Source organism: Arthrobacter sp. 05T444 (genome assembly GCF_056395905.1).
This window is the reverse complement of record NZ_JBFTKK010000001.1, coordinates 439,078-455,460: the sequence shown is the minus strand read 5'-3', so window position 1 is coordinate 455,460 and position 16,383 is coordinate 439,078. Positions and strand designations below refer to the sequence as shown.

Here is a 16,383-nt window from a genome sequence, read left to right as displayed (position 1 = left end):
GGACTGTGCTTGCTGTCCGGTGCTAGATGGCTGCTACGCCACGCTCGCCCGTCCGCACCCGCACTGCTTCGAAGACATCCATGGTCCAGACCTTGCCGTCGCCGGCCCGTCCGGTGTTGGAGCTGGCAATGATGACATCCAGGATGTCGTCAGCCTGTTCGTCCGTGGCCAGAACCTCCACGCGGATCTTGGGCAGCAGGTCCACGTTGTACTCGGCACCCCGGTAGACCTCGGTGTAACCGCGCTGCCGGCCGTAGCCGCTGGCTGCACTGACCGTCAGGCCCTGGACCCCGTAGGCCTCCAGGCCTTCCCGGATGGCTTCGAGCTTCTCCGGACGGACGATTGCTGTAATCAGTTTCATGCCCCCACGCTTTCCTTGCCTGATGCTGCTTCTGTCTTCTTGCCCTCTACGCCCGGCGCGGCGGTCGTCGTGCCGCTGGTCTGGGCGTTGCCGGTGATCAGTTCATGCAGCGGCTGGAAGCTGCCGCCGTGGCCGCCGATGCCGAACTCGTAGGCGGTCTCGGCGTGCAGGCTGAGGTCCACACCCACCACTTCCTGTTCCTGGGAGACACGGAAGCCCATGAACTTGTGGATGGGGTAGGCGATGATGAAGGTCATGACCGAGGTGAAGGCGATGGCCATGAGGGCCGCCAAAGCCTGGGCGACGAGCTGGGTGGTGCCTCCCCCGTAGAAGAGGCCCGCCTGGCCCTGTGTCGGTGTCGCGAGGAAACCGATGGCCACGGTTCCGACGACGCCGGAGACAAGGTGGACGCCGACGACGTCGAGTGAGTCGTCGTAGCCCAGCTTGAACTTCAGTCCAACTGCCAGTGCGGAGGCGACACCTGCGACTACGCCGAGGGCGATGGCACCAAGCGGAGACACGTTGGCGCAGGCAGGGGTAATGGCGACCAGGCCGGCGACGACACCGGAAGCGGCGCCCAGCGAAGTCGGGTGACCGTCACGGTACCGTTCCACAGCGAGCCAGCCGAGCATCGCGGCTGCCGGGGCTGCCAGGGTGTTGATCCAGATCAGGCCAGCCTGTTCAACTGTGGCGGCCGCACCGGCGTTGAAGCCGAACCAGCCGAACCAGAGGATGGCTGCACCGAGCATGACAAACGGAATGTTGTGCGGGCGGTGGTTGGGGTCCTTGCCGAAGCCCTTGCGGTTACCGATGATCAGTACCAGGACGAGCCCTGCCACGCCGGCGTTGATGTGGACGACTGTGCCGCCGGCGAAGTCAATCACCGGAGCAAACGTCTGACCGAACCAGCCATCCTTGGAGAAGAGTCCCCCGCCCCAGACCATGTAGGCCAGGGGGGCGTAAACCAGGGTGGCCCAGATGGGCGTGAAGATGGTCCATGCCGAGAACTTTGCGCGGTCAGCGACGGCTCCGGAGATCAGTGCCACGGTGATGATGGCGAAGGTGGCGGCGTAGCCGACCTTGAGCAGATCCGCGGGATCGGTAAAGTTGTGCAGACCGAAGTGGCTGAACGGGTTCGCGAAGATCTGGAAGAAGTTGTCCTCGTTGCTCGTCGCCATCGACGCGCCCCACAGAACCCACATGATGCCCACGGTTCCGATGGCCACAAAGCTCATCATCATCATGTTCAAGGCAGCTTTCGCACGGGTCATGCCGCCGTAGAAGAATGCTAGGCCCGGGGTCATGAACAGCACGAGTGCTGAAGCGACCAGGAGCCAAACGAGACCTGCGGTGAGTTCCATGGTCTACGTCCTCTCTTGCTTTTGTTGTGCGGAGTTGCCCGCCCTGTCCCAACGCCTTTTGCGTTCTAAGTAAAGTTTTGCCGGGCTGTGTTTCGCTGGCGGAGGATTTAGATTGCCGGCCTGTTACAAGAACCTCCCGGAAGTAAATGGTGCATATCTGGCTTGTTACGGTTATGTTTCACCAGTCCCAAACCGCCACTCCGTCCCTTTTGCAAGGATCTCCGCTTCATGACGCCACGCTCCCGTCCCGCCGCCGGAAGACTGCGGTTCCCAGCCGTCAGGCGGGCCAGCCAGGCCCGGCTGCCCCGCGACATCAAGGTGATGCTTGTCGCAGCGTTCCTCATAGCCTTGGGTTTCGGGCTGGTGGCTCCGGTGCTCCCCCAGTTCGCCACAACTTTCGACGTCGGAGCTACCGCCGCAGCGGTGATCGTCAGCATCTTCGCGTTCATGCGGCTCATGTTCGCCCCTGCGGGCGGCGCGCTGATCGGTCGGCTGGGTGAGCGGCCGGTCTACGTAACGGGACTGCTCATCGTCGCGGCCTCCACCGCGGCCTGCGCCTTCGCGCAGAACTACTGGCAGCTCCTCGTGTTCCGGGGGCTTGGCGGCGCCGGATCGGTGATGTTCACGGTGGCGTCGATGGCGCTGGTGATCCGACTGGCCCCTCCGGAGAGCCGCGGGAGGGTGTCCGGCGCCTACGCCTCGGCGTTCCTGATCGGCAATGTCTGCGGTCCCATCGTGGGGGGCCTGCTGGCCGGGTTCGGGCTGCGGGTGCCGTTCCTGGCCTACGCCGGAGCCCTGGTGCTGGCGGCGCTCGTGGTGCAGACGCAGCTCAGCCACGTGCCGCGCACGGGCGGCCATGACGCTTCGGCCGTACCGGCCATGCAATTCGGTGAGGCGCTACGCGACAGCGCCTACCGTGCCTCGCTGTTCTCAAGTTTCGCCAACGGCTGGGCCACCTTCGGCGTGCGGATGGCCACCGTGCCCCTGTTCGCCGTCACCGCCCTAGGCTCCGGACCCGAGGCAGCCGGCTGGGCGCTGGCCGTTTTTGCCGCGGGCAACGCCGTGGCCCTGACATTTTCAGGCAGGCTGGCTGACAGTCTTGGCCGGAAGCCGATGATGCTCGCCGGGCTGGCGCTGACCGGACTGGCAACCGGCGGGATAGGCCTCACCCATGTGCTGGGCTGGTTCCTTGCCGCATCGATGCTGGCAGGCGTGGGCGCGGGCCTGCTGGGGCCTGCCCAGCAGGCCGCCGTAGCCGACGTGATTGGCCGCGAGCGGTCCGGCGGCCGGGTGCTCGCCGCTTACCAGATGACCGCCGACATCGGCGCCATCCTTGGACCGGTTTTTGCCGGTCTGCTGGCGGATGCGCTGGGCTACGGCTGGGCCTTCGCGGTGACGGGCAGCGTGCTGCTGCTGGCGGCTGTCGCCTGGCTTCTCGCCCGGGAGACGGCGCAGACGGCGACCGCGCCCCAGTCCAGCCAGTCCTAGTTCAGCAGCGCGTCGACAAAGCCTTCGGCTTCGAACGGGGCGAGGTCATCCGCGCCCTCGCCGAGCCCGATGAGCTTGACGGGAACGCCGAGGGACTTCTGGATGGCCACGACGATGCCGCCCTTGGCTGTCCCGTCCAGTTTGGTCAGGACGATGCCTGTGATGTTCACTACTTCGGCGAAGACCCGCGCCTGGTTGAGCCCGTTCTGGCCGGTCGTGGCGTCGAGCACCAGGAGCACTTCGTCCACTTCCGCGAGCTTCTCGATGACGCGCTTGACCTTGCCGAGCTCGTCCATGAGTCCGACCTTGTTCTGCAGCCGTCCGGCGGTGTCGATCATGACCACGTCGACTTCCTGTTCGATGCCTGCCTTGACCGCCTCATAGGCGACCGACGCCGGGTCCGCTCCGTCGACGTCGGACTTCACGGTGGCAACGCCGACCCGCTGGCCCCACGTGGCCAGCTGCTCGGCGGCGGCTGCGCGGAAGGTGTCCGCGGCACCGAGCAGAACGTCCTTGTCCTCCGCGACCAGGACGCGAGCGAGCTTGCCCACAGTGGTGGTCTTTCCCACACCGTTCACGCCGACCACCATCATTACGGCAGGCTTGTCAGCGTGCCGTTCGATGTGGAGGCTCCGGTCCATCGTGGGGTCGACAAGCTTAATGAGCTCTTCTCGGAGGAGTGCCTTGACGTGATCGGGTGAACGGGTGCCCAGGACCTTCACCCGCTCGCGGAGGGCGTCCACAAGCTGCATGGTGGGCTCGGTGCCGAGGTCGGCGAGGAGCAGCGTCTCCTCCACCTCGTCCCAAACATTCTCATCAATCTTGTCGCTGGAAAGCAGCGCGAGCAGGCCCTTACCGAGGACGTTGTTCGACTTGACCAGGCGTTCCCGGAGGCGGGTGAGGCGTCCCTCCACAGGCAGCGGAGTCTCGACCGGAATAGTTTCGAGGCCGGCAACGTCGTCCGGAACCTCCGTTTCGACCCCTTCAACGTCGACGCCGCCCGGGGCCTTCCGCTCGGGAGCCGCCACCGGGCGGTCTTCCAGAAGGGTTCCGCCGCCTCCCAGCGGGTTCACCGGATCGTTGGCGTCGCGTGTATCTGGGTACCGGGTGCCGGACTTCCGTGCTTTAAGCAGCACCGGGACCAGCCCGCCGATGACTACCAGGGCAGCAAGAATGGGCAGGAGAATGGGGAGGATGTCGTTCACACCCCTAGCTTCTCATAACACCGCGCGGCGCTGCGGGCGGTCCGGGCCTGTCCGTACAGCTAGACGTCGGCTCCCAGGCGCTGGCTGATCACAGTGGACACGCCGTCTCCGCGCATGGTTACGCCGTACAGCGCGTCCGCCACCTCCATGGTCCGCTTTTGGTGTGTGATCACGATGAGCTGGCTGGATTCGCGAAGCTCTTCAAAGATCGTAATGAGGCGGCCCAGGTTGGTGTCGTCCAGCGCCGCCTCCACCTCGTCCATCACGTAGAACGGCGAGGGCCGGGCTTTGAAGATCGCCACCAACAGCGCTACCGCCGTCAGGGACCTCTCACCGCCGGACAGCAGGGAAAGCCGTTTGATTCTCTTGCCCGCCGGCCTCGCCTCGACCTCGATGCCTGTGGTGAGCATGTCGCCGGGATCAGTGAGGACCAGCCGGCCCTCACCGCCCGGAAATAGCCGGGCGAAGACCCGGACGAACTGCGCCGACGTATCGGCGAAGGCCTCCGCGAACACGCGCTGCACCCTGTCATCGACTTCCTTGATGATGTCCAGCAGGTCCTTCCGGCTGGACCTGAGGTCTTCCAGCTGCGTGCTCAGGAACTGGTGTCTTTCCTCCAGCGCCGCGAATTCCTCCAGCGCCAGCGGGTTGACCTTTCCCAGGGACGAAAGGTCCCGTTCCGCTTTGCGGAGCCGCTTTTCCTGCTCTTCCCGCACAAAGGGCTTCCCCTCCACCACGGGCTTGCCGTCGTCATCGACGGGCGCCCGCAGCTCCGCCCATTTGTCCGTGGACCCGCCCGCCGGCAGCGGAACCGGCCGGTCCGGGCCGTAGTCCGCCACGAGCTGGTCGGTCGTGAGCCCCAGCTCTTCGACCGATCTGTTCTCCAGCACCTCAATCCGCAGCCTTTGCTGGCTACGGGCCAGCTCGTCACGGTGCACCGAATCCGTCAGTTCCGCAAGCTCCCGGGCCAGGGCGTCGTTGGCGGTCCGGACCTCGGCCAGCTCACGGTCCCTCTGCTCCCTGTTTTGCTCGGCAATATCGCGTTCCCGGGCAGCCAGTTCGACCGAGATGTCACTGAACCGGATCGTGTGCGCCACCGCATGGGACACGGCAGCAGCCCGCCGTGCCTGGACCCTGCGGCGGCGTGCCCGCTCGGCGGCCTCCTCGCGGGCCCGGCGTTCCGAGGCGGCCGCGCGTTCCAGCGACGTTGCGCGGTTGCGGATAGCGGACAGCTGCTCCTCGGCGCTGCGCAGCGAGAGCCTGGCATCCATCTCGGTTGAACGCGCCAGGGTGGCAGCCTCGGCCATGGCGTCCCGCCGCCCGGTGGACGGCTCTTCCTCGGCAGGTGCCTCCTGGGCCGCAGCCAGCCGGGCGGCGATTGCGGTGAGGGCTTCCTGCTCGGTCACGATGTTGGCTTCGGCCCGTGCCAGCGACGCGGCCAGCCGTTCGCTCTCCCCCACGGCGCTGCGCAGGACCGAATTCAGGTGGCCCAGCCGTTCCGCCACGGCCGCGAGCCGCGCGTCGGAGTCATGCAGCCTTTCCAGTGCCGAGTCAGCCCTGTCCTGCGCCGCGGACCGGCGGGACTCCGCGCCCGCCAGTGCGAAACGGCATTGCTCCAGCCCTGCGGTGACCCCGGCAAGCCGGGACGCGGCGTCGTCGACGGCGGCCTGCACCTCAAGCAGCGACGGCGCCTTGGCCGAACCCCCGGTAACGGTGAGTGCCGTGAACACGTCGCCGGCGAGGGTGACGGCTGTCAGCCCGGGCCGTTCGCCAATCAGGCCGGCCGCGGAGTCCAGGCCATCGACGACGGCCGTCGACGCCAGCAGCCCGTGCACCGCCGCTGCGGCGGCGCCGGATGCCGACACGAGCTCCGTCGCCCATCGGGCACCCTCCGGCAGCGTGCCGGACCCGTCCGGCAGCTTCCCGGTGCCGTCCGGCGAAAAGCCCGCCGGCTTTGCCTGATCTTCAAGCAGCAGAGTGGCGCGGCCGGCGTCGTCGTCCTTCAGGAGCTGCACCAAGGCAGCCGCGGCTGCGCCATCCCGGACAACAACGGCATCCGAGGCAGTGCCAAGAGCGGCTGCAATGGCGGTTTCGTAGCCGGGTTCGACCGTCAGCGCCGACGCCAGCGATCCCACGACGCCGGGCAGCCCGGCCGCGAGGGCGTGCCCGGACCCGTCCTTGCGGTTAAGGCCCAACTGGAGCGCATCCCGCCGGGCCCGGAGTGCATCTCGCTCCCGCACGGCCTCCCGCTCGGCGCTCCGGAGGGATTCGATTTCTGCGAGAACGGCGTCCAGCACCACAGTGGCGTCCTCGTACTCGGCGTCGAGGGATTCCTCGCCGTCCTCGACTCCGGCAACCTGCGATTCAAGCGCCGTGAACTCGGACTGGGCCAGCTTCCTGCGCTCATCGCCTGCAGCCTGGGACTCGCGCAGCCGGCCCACTTCTGCCTGCGCCGATTCCACCCTGGACCTCGCCGCCGCCACCTGGCCGGCAAGCCTGGCCAGGCCTTCTCGCCGGTCGGCAGCGGCACGGAGGGCGGCCGTGAGGCGCTTTTCCTCGGCAGCAGCGGCGCTTTCCGCCTCGGTTTTCGCGGCGGTGGCGGTCGCCAGAACGTCGCGCCTGGCGACGATTTGCTGCTCAAGTTCGGCATGCTCGGCCCGCACGCGGGCCGCCTGCCTTTCCAGCTGGTCGGGGTCTCGGCCGGGATCGGGTGCCGCGTCCGCGGAGCCCAGCAGCCGGCACCGTTCCTGCGCCAAGGAACCGAGCGACCGCAGCCGTTCGCGGCCGGCCGACAGCTGGTACCACGTGTCCCGTGCAGCATTCAACCTGGGGGTTGCCTCGGCAGCGAGCTGTTCCAGCGCGGCCTGTCGCTGACGGCCGGTTCCCAGCTCGTTCTCGACGACGGCGCGCCGCGTCTTGAGCGCGGTTTCGTCGGCGACGTCCTGGGCCAGGGTGTTCTGAAGCCGGACGAGGTCGTCGGCCAGCAGCCGGGCACGGGCATCCCGGACCTCGAACTGGACTGTCTGGGCACGCCGCGCAACTTCCGCCTGCTTGCCCAGCGGTGTCAGCTGGCGCCGGATTTCTCCTGTCAGGTCGCTGAGCCTCTGCAGGTTGGCCTGCATGGCCTCGAGCTTGCGGACGGTCTTTTCCTTGCGGCGCCGGTGCTTGAGGATGCCGGCGGCTTCCTCAATGAAACCCCTCCGGTCTTCGGGTGTGGCGTGCAGTACCTTGTCGAGCTGCCCCTGGCCCACAATGACGTGCATCTCGCGTCCCAGGCCGGAATCGGACAGCAGCTCCTGGATGTCCAGGAGGCGGCAACCGGCGCCATTGATGGCGTACTCGGAACCGCCGGTGCGGAACAGCGTCCGGGAGATCGTCACTTCGCTGTATTCGATGGGAAGCGCGCCGTCGGAGTTGTCGATGGTCAGCGAGACGTGCGCGCGCCCCAAAGGCGGGCGGCCGGAGGTACCGGCGAAAATCACGTCTTCCATCTTGCCGCCGCGGAGCGTCTTGGCTCCCTGTTCGCCCATGACCCAGGCCAGCGCATCCACCACGTTCGATTTACCCGAGCCGTTGGGCCCCACCACCGCGGTGACTCCGGGTTCAAAGTCGAAGGTCGTGGCCGAGGCAAACGACTTGAAGCCCCGGACGGTCAGACTCTTGAGGTGCAAGGTATTTCGGATCTCCTGAGTGGCGGCAGCGGCTGCGTGTCCTGCCTAAATGTACTGCCATAAGGGCCGGAATCCGCGGATTTACGGCCTTTCGTGCCCGGAGACAGCGGTCACCAACGGCCGTTTCGGGGCCTCGGCTGGCACACCGGACAGGTGTAGGAGGAACGGTTCATGAACTGCTCGCGTTTCATGAGACTGACAATGCCGGACTCCGCGCACCGGCGGCATTCCTCCCCTTCCCGGCCGTACGCGTTGAGGGAACGGTCAAAATAGCCTGAGGCGCCGTTAACGTTCACGTACAAAGAATCGAAACTGGTGCCGCCTGCCGCGAGGGCGTCGAGCATGACCTCGCGGGTTGCAGTGAGGACCCGCTCGGCGTCCGCCCGCCGGAGCTTGTCCGTGGGGCGCGCGTAGTGAAGCTTGGCGCGCCACAGGGCTTCGTCTGCGTAGATGTTGCCGATCCCGGACACCAGGCCCTGGTCCAGGAGTGCCCTCTTGAGACCTGTCCTGCGGCTCCGCAGCCTGCGATAAAAGTCGTCGAAGGAAAAGTGCGGGTCCAAGGGGTCGCGCGCAATATGGGACGCTTCCTGGGCGACAAGGGGCATCGGCACCTCGGCCAGCCCGCCCGGGCCGGCGTCGTCCGTCGGGATGAGCGACGTGACGAACAGGCCGCCGAAGATCCGCTGGTCCACAAACCTGAGTTGCCCGGGCATCCCGGCCCGCGGGCTCAAGTGCAACCGCACCTTGAGGTGCTTCTCGTCCGGCACGTCGCTGTCCTGCATCAGCAGTTGGCCGCTCATGCCCAGATGCGCCATCAGGGCAACCTGGGGCAGCACTGAAGGGTCGACCGAATCAGCGCCTTCGCCCTGCAATGGCATCCACAGGAATTTTCCGCGGCGGACCACGTCAAGGACCGTCGCGCCTTCAAGGTTCCCGGCAAAATCCTCAGGTCCCAAGGCGTGGCGACGCACGGACCTGGGATCCAAGACTTCGACGCCGGTGATGGTCCGGCCGAGAACCCAGTTCACCAGGCCGCGGCGGACCACCTCGACCTCGGGGAGTTCAGGCACCGCGCACCTAGCTGCCGGCGGCAGGTTCCGAAGGAGCTTCCGCCGTGTCTGCGCCGGAAAGCTTGCGCCAGGCGTCGGCTGCAGCTTCCTGCTCCGCTTCCTTCTTGGAGTGGCCCGATCCCTTGCCGTACGGCGTGCCGCCAATCTGCAGCTCTGCGACGAACGTCCGCGCGTGGTCTGGACCAGACCCTTCCACGGCGTAGTAGATGCTGCCGAGCTGACGGCCGGCAGCCAGTTCCTGGATGCTGGTCTTCCAGTCGGTGCCGGCCCCGAGGGCGGCTGCATCCTGCAGGAGCGGACCGATCAGGCGCATGACAAGCTGGCGGGCGGTCTCGATGTCGTTGGACACATAGGTGGCACCGATGAGCGCCTCCATCGTGTCAGCGAGGATCGATGCCTTGTTCTTGCCTTCGGTGAGCTTCTCGCCCTGCCCCAGGTAGATGTAGTCACCAATGCCCAGGCTGCGTCCAATGCCCGCAAGGGCACGGGTACTGACCACGGCCGACCGGCGCTTGGCGAGGTCGCCCTCGGGCAGCGTCGGGTTATCGCGGTAGAGCGCATCGGTTACTGAGAAACCCAAAATGGAGTCCCCCAGAAACTCGAGCCGTTCATTGGTGGGTATGCCCCCGTTTTCGTAGGCATAGGAACGGTGTGTCAGAGCAAGACGAAGCGTCTCGGTGTCAATGGAGACACCGAGACGCTTCAGAAGCTCTTCAGTTGAAGACATCCTGGTCAGCCTGTGGGCCGATTAGACGTCTGCGACCTTGCGGCCCTTGTATTCAAGGAACAGCGCGGTGCCAGCCGAGTCGGTGACGACCTTTGCCTGGTGCGGCAGGCTGTAAGTAACCTGGCCGTTCTCGACAGTCTTCACCAGGTGGGGGGCAGTCGCCTTCCACTGGGAGCGGCGGGCGCGGGTATTCGAGCGAGACATTTTCCGCTTCGGGACAGCCACGGCTAACTCATTTCTCTCTAGAAAAACACTTACAAATCAATTTTGCCGGTCAGGCTTAGCCAAGTCAGCTAGGGCAGCCCAGCGAGGATCTACGACCTCGTGGTGATGCCCCGGCTCGTCTTCCAGGCGCACTCCACATTCGGAGCACAGGCCCTGGCAGTCTTCCCGGCACACCGGCTGGAACGGCAGCATGGTTACAACTGCGTCCCGCAACACCGGCTCAAGATCGATTAGATCGTGCTCGATTCGATATTGCTCTTCTTCGTCTTCTCCGTCGGAGAACTGGGCGCCCTCGTAGAAGAAAAGTTCTTGCACATTGACTTCGAGGTCATACGCAAGGGGATCCAGGCATCTGCCGCATTCGCCGGTCACTTCGACGATAACGGTTCCGGATACCAGAATTCCTTCGTGTACGGCCTCAAGCCTCAGGTCAAGCTCGATGTCCGAGCCTTCCTGAACGCCAATGAGCGCCACGCCAAGATCACCTGGCGCGGGCACATGTTCGGTGAGCGTACGCATGCTCCCCGGACTGCGTCCGAGGTCCTTGACATCAAGCATCAAGGGCGAACTAGCATCTCGTTTAATGAGAACTCCTGTTGAACATATGACCGACGTATTATCTTAGCCTGAAGTCCTCGGGGGACTCAAACCGGAGGCCGGCCCCGGCAAAGCGGAGGAGCTAAGGCCAGCCGCCATGCGACCGGGAAAAGCACCACACAACCGGCGGAAAGCCGGAATGTACCGGTCAAGCCTACCCTCTCGACGGCTGGCCCGGGGCAGGCCCACCCGCGACAAGCCGTTTCAGGACGGACCGGGGCACATATTCGGCCACGTTCCCGCCCAGGGTGAACACTTCCTTGATCAGTGTCGAGGACAGGTGCAGGTAGTGCGCCTCAGCGGGCAGGAACACTGTCTCCACGCCGCTCAGTTGCCGGTTCATGGTGGCCATGGGCAGCTCGTAGTCAAAATCCGAGGACGAGCGCAGGCCCTTGACGATGGCGGACACGCCGCGCTGGCGGCAGTACTCGGCGAGGAGGCCTTCACCGACAGGCTCCACGACGATGCCACGCAGGGAGGCCAGCGTCTCCTTGGCCATCTCGATCCGTTCCTCCAGCGTGAACCGGTACTTCTTGGCGTAGTTGGTGGACACGGCCACGATCACTTCGTCGAAGAGGCTCGCGGCCCTGGCGATGACTTCAAGGTGTCCGTTGTGGATGGGGTCGAAGGAGCCTGGGCATACGGCGCGTCTCATGCTCCGAACCTACCGTATGTCCAAGCCGGGATACCATGACTGGATGCATCAGCCGCGCAGGAAAGTGGGCTGACCGGACAGGCGGGAACGTAATGGCAGAGACACTTCCGGCGCCCTGGCAGCGGGCGGCCATGGGGGCGAACCTCCTGGCTTCCGACGGAACCCTGGGCGTCACGATCTTCGAAGAAATGACCACTCTGGCCGTCCGGACCGGCGCCATCAACCTCGGCCAGGGGTTCCCGGACGAAGACGGCCCCGCGGAAATCAAGGCAGCCGCCCAGGCGGCGATCGCCCAGGGCTCTAACCAGTACGCACCGGGCAAAGGCATCCCCGAGCTGAGGCAGGCTGTCTCCGCCCACCAGCAGCGCTTTTACGGACTGGCTCCGGATCCGGACACCGAGGTCATCGTCACTACGGGCGCTACCGAGGGTATCGCCGCATCGCTGATGGCGTTTGTGGGCCCCGGCGACGAGGTCCTGACCTTTGAGCCCTTCTACGACTCCTATGGCGCGATTATCGGCCTTTCCGGTGCCACGCATGTCACGGCGCCGCTGCTCGCCCCTGACTTCATGCCTGACCTCGCGGCACTCGAAAATGCGTTCAGCAGCCGCACCAAAGTGGTGTTGCTCAACAATCCGCACAACCCCACCGGCGCCGTTTTTCCGGCGGACGTCCTGCAGCGCGTGGTCGAACTGGCCCGGAAGTATGACGCCCTCATCGTCACCGACGAGGTCTATGAGCACCTCACGTTCGGCGTCGGCCACATCCCGGTGGCAACCCTGCCGGGTGCCGCGGAGCGGACCGTCACCATCTCCTCGGCCGGCAAGACCTTCTCCTTCACCGGCTGGAAGGTTGGCTGGCTGAGCGGGCCGGAGCACCTCGTGTCTGCCATCCGGACCGTGAAGCAGTTCCTCACCTACAGTTCCGGCACGCCTTTCCAGAGCGCGATTGCGGCCGGGCTGGGGCTGCCCGACGCGTTCTACGACGGCGTCGCCGCCACGCTGGGAAAGAAACGCGACATCCTGAGTGACGGTCTCAGGGCGGCGGGCCTGGACGTGTTCACGCCGCAGGGCACGTATTTCGTGAATGTCGACACGTCTCCCCTGGGGATCAGTGATTCCGTGGAACTCGCCCGGCGCCTGCCTGAGCTCGTGGGCGTGGCCGCCATTCCCGTTCCTGTGTTCTGCCACCCCGAGGGGGCCGAGCGAACGAGGAGCCTACTGCGGTTTGCCTTCTGCAAGAAGACCGAGGTCCTGGAAGAAGCGGCCACCAGGCTGGCGACCTTGCGGGACAGGCTCTGACGGTGGCGGAAGGTCACTCGCCGGTGTCGCGTTTTCTCCGCACCACCGGCCAGCATGCCGTCATAGAACCGGACCCGTTCACTGACGGCGGCTTCGTGCTCAGCATCGGCGGGGCCGAGCAGTCACACGTCGACCTGGCGGACCCGGAAGACATCTTCTACGAGTACCTGCGCCGGATCGGTCACATGGTGGACCTCGCGGCGCCCTGGGGGGAGGCGGTCACTGCCCTGCATCTCGGAGCCGGCGCGCTGACCCTGGCCCGGTACATCCAGGCGACCCGCCCGGGATCCGTGCAGTACGCAGTGGAGCTTGAACGGGAGCTTCTGGACTTCGTGCTGGAGCAGCTACCGCTGCCCGAAGGCACCGAACTGCACACGGTTATCGGCGACGCCCGCGAAGCGCTGGCGGAGCTGCCCGCGGACCTGCGCTTTGACGTCGTCATCCTGGATATCTTCTCCGGCCCCGACGCTCCGGAACATATCGCCTGCCAGGAGTTCTATAAGGAATGCGCGGCACGGCTGTCGGCGCGCGGCGTGCTGATCGTGAACGTCGGTGACGAGCCTGGCCTGACCCTGGTCCGCAGCCAGGTCGCGGCCCTGCGGCGTGCCATGACCGATGTGGCCGCCTTCGCCGAAGCCGGCATGTTCACCGGCCGGTATCCCGGGAACATCATCCTGGCCGGCACGCAGAAGCCATGGCCGCCCCAATGGACGGCCGCCCTGACAGCCCGCGGGCCGCACCCGGCCAAGGTACTGGCGGGAGTCGACCTGGATCAGCTGTCAGGCTGAGGCTCAGTCCTCTGCCTCCGGAACGACGTCCACCTGGTGGTCGCTGACGGGCTCGGCGAACCACAGCCGGGTTTCGCCGTATTTCTTCTCCGCGAAGCGTTCCAGGGCTGCAGGCCAGAACGGCTCCGGCGTCCTTGACGACCTTTCCACCACCACCACCGCGCCCGGCGCCAGGTGGCGGGCCAGTTTCCCGAGGACTGCGGCCAGGGCCGGCTCGTCCAGCGGGTACGGCGGGTCCAGGAAAACCACATCCCACCGGGTTCCATCAGCCGTCCGCTCCAGGAACGACTCAACCCGCGAGCGGTGTACGGTGACCGTCTTCCGGCCCAGCACACCGTTGATCAGGTCCGCATTCCGCTGGCACACGGCGCTCGCCCGGTCGGCAAATTCGACGAGGTCGACAGCCTGGGCGCCCCTGCTGGCGCTCTCCACGCCCAGTGAGCCGGAGCCCGCGTACAGATCGAGCACGCGGGAGCCAGCCAGCACATCGAAGGCGTCCAGCCGGGAGAACAGGGCTTCCTTAACGCGGTCGGTGGTGGGACGCGTCAGCGAACCCGGCACGCTGACCAGCGGCGTTCCTCCCGCAGCCCCTGCCACGATCCGGCTCATGCCGCCGGCCCCGCTTCCGCCCGGCGTGCCGCTGCTTGGGGTCCCAGCGCATCGGTGCTGCTAGCCACGTTCAAGGAACGCCTCCTTCTCGGGGTTCAGGTAATCGTCGATGGCCTCCGCCAGTGCCGGGTGGTCCGCGAGCGACGGGTCGCTGCCGACGATGTCCTGGGCGTCCTGCCGGGCGCGGGCGATGATGTCCTCGTGTTCCAGCACTCTCAGCAGTTTCAGCGTTGACCGGCCGCCGGACTGGGACGCGCCCAGGATGTCGCCCTCGCGCCGCAGTTTCAGGTCCTCCTGGGAGAGTACGAACCCGTCTGTGGTGGCGGCCACGGCATCCAGCCGGCGGCGGCTGGGGTGGCCGGGTTCAAGCGTGGTGACGAGCAGGCAGGTTCCCGGCAGCCCACCGCGGCCCACCCGTCCGCGCAGCTGGTGGAGCTGCGAAATGCCGAACCTGTCCGCGTCGAGGATGACCATCAGGGTGGCGTTGTGCACGTCCACACCCACTTCGATCACGGTGGTGGACACCAGCAATTTGGTCTCGTTGGCCGTGAACGAGGCCATGGTCTCTGACTTCACGAGGGGATCCTGGCGCCCGTGCAGCGGTGCCAGCGGCACACCCGCCAGGGCCGGTTCCTCGCGGAGATGTTCGACGACGCCTGTCACCGAGGCCAGCTCGCGTGCGGCACCGTCCCCCTCCAGTTCCCCGGCGCCGGGTTCCGCTTCGCCGGGACTGAAGTCGCCGTCGTCGTCCGTTCCGATCTTGGGGCACACGACATAGACCTGGTGCCCGGCGTCAATCTCTTCCCGGGCCCTCGACCAGATCCGGCCTGCCCAGCCGGGGTTCTCCGCAAGGCCCACCACGTGCGTGCTGATGGGCGCCCTGCCTGCCGGCAGCTCGTCCAGCACGGACGTTTCGAGGTCACCGAAGACGGTCATGGCCACCGTCCTGGGGATGGGGGTGGCGGTCATGACCAGCAGGTGTGGGGGCTTGCTCGCCTTCGCGCGCAGGGCGTCGCGCTGTTCCACGCCGAAGCGGTGCTGCTCATCCACCACGATGAGGCCGAGATCGTAGAAGGAAACGTTGTCGCTGAGCAGGGCGTGGGTGCCGATGACGATGCCGGCGGTGCCGGAGGCGGCGTCGAGCAGCGCCTGCTTGCGGGCGGCGGTGGGCATGGAACCGGTGAGCAGGCTGACCTGGACCGTGTGGTCGCCCAGGCCGCCCAGCAGCCCGTCGGCGGCCAGCGGCCCGAGCGTCCGCCGGATGGAGTCAAAGTGCTGCGCTGCGAGGACCTCCGTGGGTGCCAGCAGGGCAGCCTGTCCCCCGGCGTCGACGACCTGGAGCATGGCCCGCAACGCCACGATGGTCTTGCCTGATCCCACCTCGCCCTGCAGCAGCCTGTTCATCGGTCCGTCCTGTGACAGCTCGCCGGAGAGCGTCTTGCCCACGGCGGCCTGTCCGCCGGTGAGGGTGAACGGCAGCTGGCGGTCGAAGGCAGCCAGCAGTCCGTCGGGCAGGGGCCGGCGGGCTGTTGCTTCCTCGGCGGCGAGCTGGGCGCGGCGCCGGGCAAGGGCAGACTGGAGCACCAGGGCCTCCTGGTACCGGAAGCGGTCCCGGGCGCGCTGCCAGTCCCCAGGGGTCTGCGGCGCGTGGATCAGGCGGTAGGCCTCCGCGACGGGCAGGAACTTCTCGCGCGCAGAGATGCCTGCGGGCAGCGGGTCCGGCAGGTCATCCAGGTCAACGGTGTCCAGGAGCGTCGCGATCACCTTCTGGATTGACCAGCTGGTGAGTTTCGCGGTTGCCGGGTACACCGGGATGGGCATGGCGGCCAGTTTTTCCGGATCCATCCCCGGAGTGTCCGGGTCCTCGTCGAGCAACAGGAAATCGGGGTTGGTCAGCCCCAGCGATCCGCCATAGCGGGTCACCTTTCCGGAGAACATGGCCCGGCGGCCGGGCTGGAGTTCGGTTTTGGCCCGGAAGCCGTTGAAGAAGCTGACTTTCAGGGTGCCCGGCAGGCCGGCCCCCGCAGACCGGACTGAGTTGCCGGCACCGGCGTCGTCGGAGATCACGACGTCGGTCAGGGAACCGCGCCGGGCGCGCATCTGCCGGGTGCTGTTCGAGACGACCCTTGCGATGAGTGTCACTTCCTCGTCCAGGGGAACCTCGCTGATGGGCGTGAGCTCACCCCGGCTCAGATAGCGGCGCGGAAAGTAGTTGAGCAGGCTGCCAACCGTGGTGATCCCCAGGTGTTTTTCGACGACGGCTGCGGAGCGTTTGCCCATCCGGCGCTCCAGGCCGAGTTCAAGCTCGGTGTTCATCTTTCCTCT

Annotated in this window: 14 protein-coding genes; 3 read left to right on the top strand and 11 right to left on the bottom strand. The window is 66.4% G+C overall.

Translation table 11 applies throughout. The annotated features are described in order from the left end of the window. Positions 1-22: 22 nt before the first annotated feature. Positions 23-361, bottom strand: a complete 339-nt coding sequence (locus tag AC1DD3_RS02060; RefSeq protein ID WP_015937412.1) for a P-II family nitrogen regulator — start codon at positions 359-361, stop codon at positions 23-25. Beyond that, a complete protein-coding gene (locus AC1DD3_RS02055; protein WP_230116814.1) occupies positions 358-1,722 on the bottom strand; it encodes an ammonium transporter in 1,365 nt (454 codons plus the stop codon). Before AC1DD3_RS02055 ends, AC1DD3_RS02060 begins: the two co-directional genes overlap by 4 nt. Before the next feature lie 228 nt (positions 1,723-1,950). Between AC1DD3_RS02055 and AC1DD3_RS02050 the strand changes: the two genes are divergently transcribed. Further along, a complete protein-coding gene (locus tag AC1DD3_RS02050; protein ID WP_476874767.1) occupies positions 1,951-3,210 on the top strand; it encodes an MFS transporter in 1,260 nt (419 codons plus the stop codon). On the opposite strand, the gene ftsY is transcribed toward AC1DD3_RS02050, so the two are convergent. The 7 genes from ftsY to coaD all read right to left on the bottom strand — a co-directional run bounded on the left by ftsY (position 3,207) and on the right by coaD (position 11,360). After that, a complete protein-coding gene (ftsY, locus tag AC1DD3_RS02045) occupies positions 3,207-4,415 on the bottom strand; it encodes a signal recognition particle-docking protein FtsY (protein ID WP_230116815.1) in 1,209 nt (402 codons plus the stop codon). The two genes, AC1DD3_RS02050 and ftsY, sit on opposite strands and share 4 nt — an antisense overlap. Positions 4,416-4,474: 59 nt before the next feature. Then, on the bottom strand, positions 4,475-8,086 hold the full coding sequence (smc, locus tag AC1DD3_RS02040; protein WP_476880845.1) for a chromosome segregation protein SMC: 3,612 nt from the start codon (positions 8,084-8,086) through the stop codon (positions 4,475-4,477). 110 nt (positions 8,087-8,196) lie between these two features. Beyond that, positions 8,197-9,156 (bottom strand): bifunctional DNA-formamidopyrimidine glycosylase/DNA-(apurinic or apyrimidinic site) lyase, encoded by a 960-nt coding sequence (mutM, locus tag AC1DD3_RS02035; protein WP_476880844.1) that lies wholly within the window; start codon positions 9,154-9,156, stop codon positions 8,197-8,199. Between the two features lie 7 nt (positions 9,157-9,163). Beyond that, positions 9,164-9,883, bottom strand: coding sequence for a ribonuclease III (gene rnc / locus AC1DD3_RS02030; RefSeq protein WP_230116818.1), 720 nt, complete (start codon positions 9,881-9,883; stop codon positions 9,164-9,166). A 21-nt stretch (positions 9,884-9,904) separates the two neighbouring features. Next, complete coding sequence (gene rpmF / locus AC1DD3_RS02025) at positions 9,905-10,108, bottom strand: 50S ribosomal protein L32 (protein ID WP_009356569.1); 204 nt, start codon at positions 10,106-10,108, stop codon at positions 9,905-9,907. A gap of 36 nt (positions 10,109-10,144) precedes the next feature. Beyond that, entirely contained in the window at positions 10,145-10,669 is a 525-nt protein-coding gene (locus AC1DD3_RS02020) for a YceD family protein (RefSeq protein WP_230116819.1), read from the bottom strand. Positions 10,670-10,859: 190 nt separating this feature from the next. Next, on the bottom strand, positions 10,860-11,360 hold the full coding sequence (coaD, locus tag AC1DD3_RS02015) for a pantetheine-phosphate adenylyltransferase (RefSeq protein WP_230116820.1): 501 nt from the start codon (positions 11,358-11,360) through the stop codon (positions 10,860-10,862). Between the two features lie 92 nt (positions 11,361-11,452). On the opposite strand from coaD, the gene AC1DD3_RS02010 reads away from it, so the two are divergent. Beyond that, positions 11,453-12,661 carry an aminotransferase class I/II-fold pyridoxal phosphate-dependent enzyme gene (locus tag AC1DD3_RS02010; protein ID WP_230116821.1) on the top strand — a complete coding sequence of 403 codons (1,209 nt, stop codon included), beginning with the start codon at positions 11,453-11,455 and terminating at the stop codon, positions 12,659-12,661. Between the two features lie 23 nt (positions 12,662-12,684). Continuing rightward, on the top strand, positions 12,685-13,449 hold the full coding sequence (locus tag AC1DD3_RS02005; protein WP_476880843.1) for a spermidine synthase: 765 nt from the start codon (positions 12,685-12,687) through the stop codon (positions 13,447-13,449). Between the two features lie 3 nt (positions 13,450-13,452). On the opposite strand, the gene rsmD is transcribed toward AC1DD3_RS02005, so the two are convergent. Both rsmD and AC1DD3_RS01995 read right to left on the bottom strand, forming a co-directional pair. Further along, positions 13,453-14,058 carry a 16S rRNA (guanine(966)-N(2))-methyltransferase RsmD gene (gene rsmD / locus AC1DD3_RS02000; protein ID WP_230116823.1) on the bottom strand — a complete coding sequence of 202 codons (606 nt, stop codon included), beginning with the start codon at positions 14,056-14,058 and terminating at the stop codon, positions 13,453-13,455. 60 nt (positions 14,059-14,118) lie between these two features. Next, positions 14,119-16,374, bottom strand: coding sequence for an ATP-dependent DNA helicase RecG (locus tag AC1DD3_RS01995; protein WP_476880842.1), 2,256 nt, complete (start codon positions 16,372-16,374; stop codon positions 14,119-14,121). Positions 16,375-16,383: the final 9 nt, after the last annotated feature.

What these genes read in the sequence shown, in the direction of transcription:
- AC1DD3_RS02060 (WP_015937412.1), bottom strand. Translation starts at nt 361, where the DNA reads ATGAAACTGATTACAGCAATCGTCCGTCCGGAGAAGCTCGAAGCCATC.
- AC1DD3_RS02055 (WP_230116814.1), bottom strand. Translation starts at nt 1,722, where the DNA reads ATGGAACTCACCGCAGGTCTCGTTTGGCTCCTGGTCGCTTCAGCACTC.
- AC1DD3_RS02050 (WP_476874767.1), top strand. Translation starts at nt 1,951, where the DNA reads ATGACGCCACGCTCCCGTCCCGCCGCCGGAAGACTGCGGTTCCCAGCC.
- rnc (WP_230116818.1), bottom strand. Translation starts at nt 9,883, where the DNA reads ATGTCTTCAACTGAAGAGCTTCTGAAGCGTCTCGGTGTCTCCATTGAC.
- coaD (WP_230116820.1), bottom strand. Translation starts at nt 11,360, where the DNA reads ATGAGACGCGCCGTATGCCCAGGCTCCTTCGACCCCATCCACAACGGA.
- AC1DD3_RS02010 (WP_230116821.1), top strand. Translation starts at nt 11,453, where the DNA reads ATGGCAGAGACACTTCCGGCGCCCTGGCAGCGGGCGGCCATGGGGGCG.
- rsmD (WP_230116823.1), bottom strand. Translation starts at nt 14,058, where the DNA reads ATGAGCCGGATCGTGGCAGGGGCTGCGGGAGGAACGCCGCTGGTCAGC.
- AC1DD3_RS01995 (WP_476880842.1), bottom strand. Translation starts at nt 16,374, where the DNA reads ATGAACACCGAGCTTGAACTCGGCCTGGAGCGCCGGATGGGCAAACGC.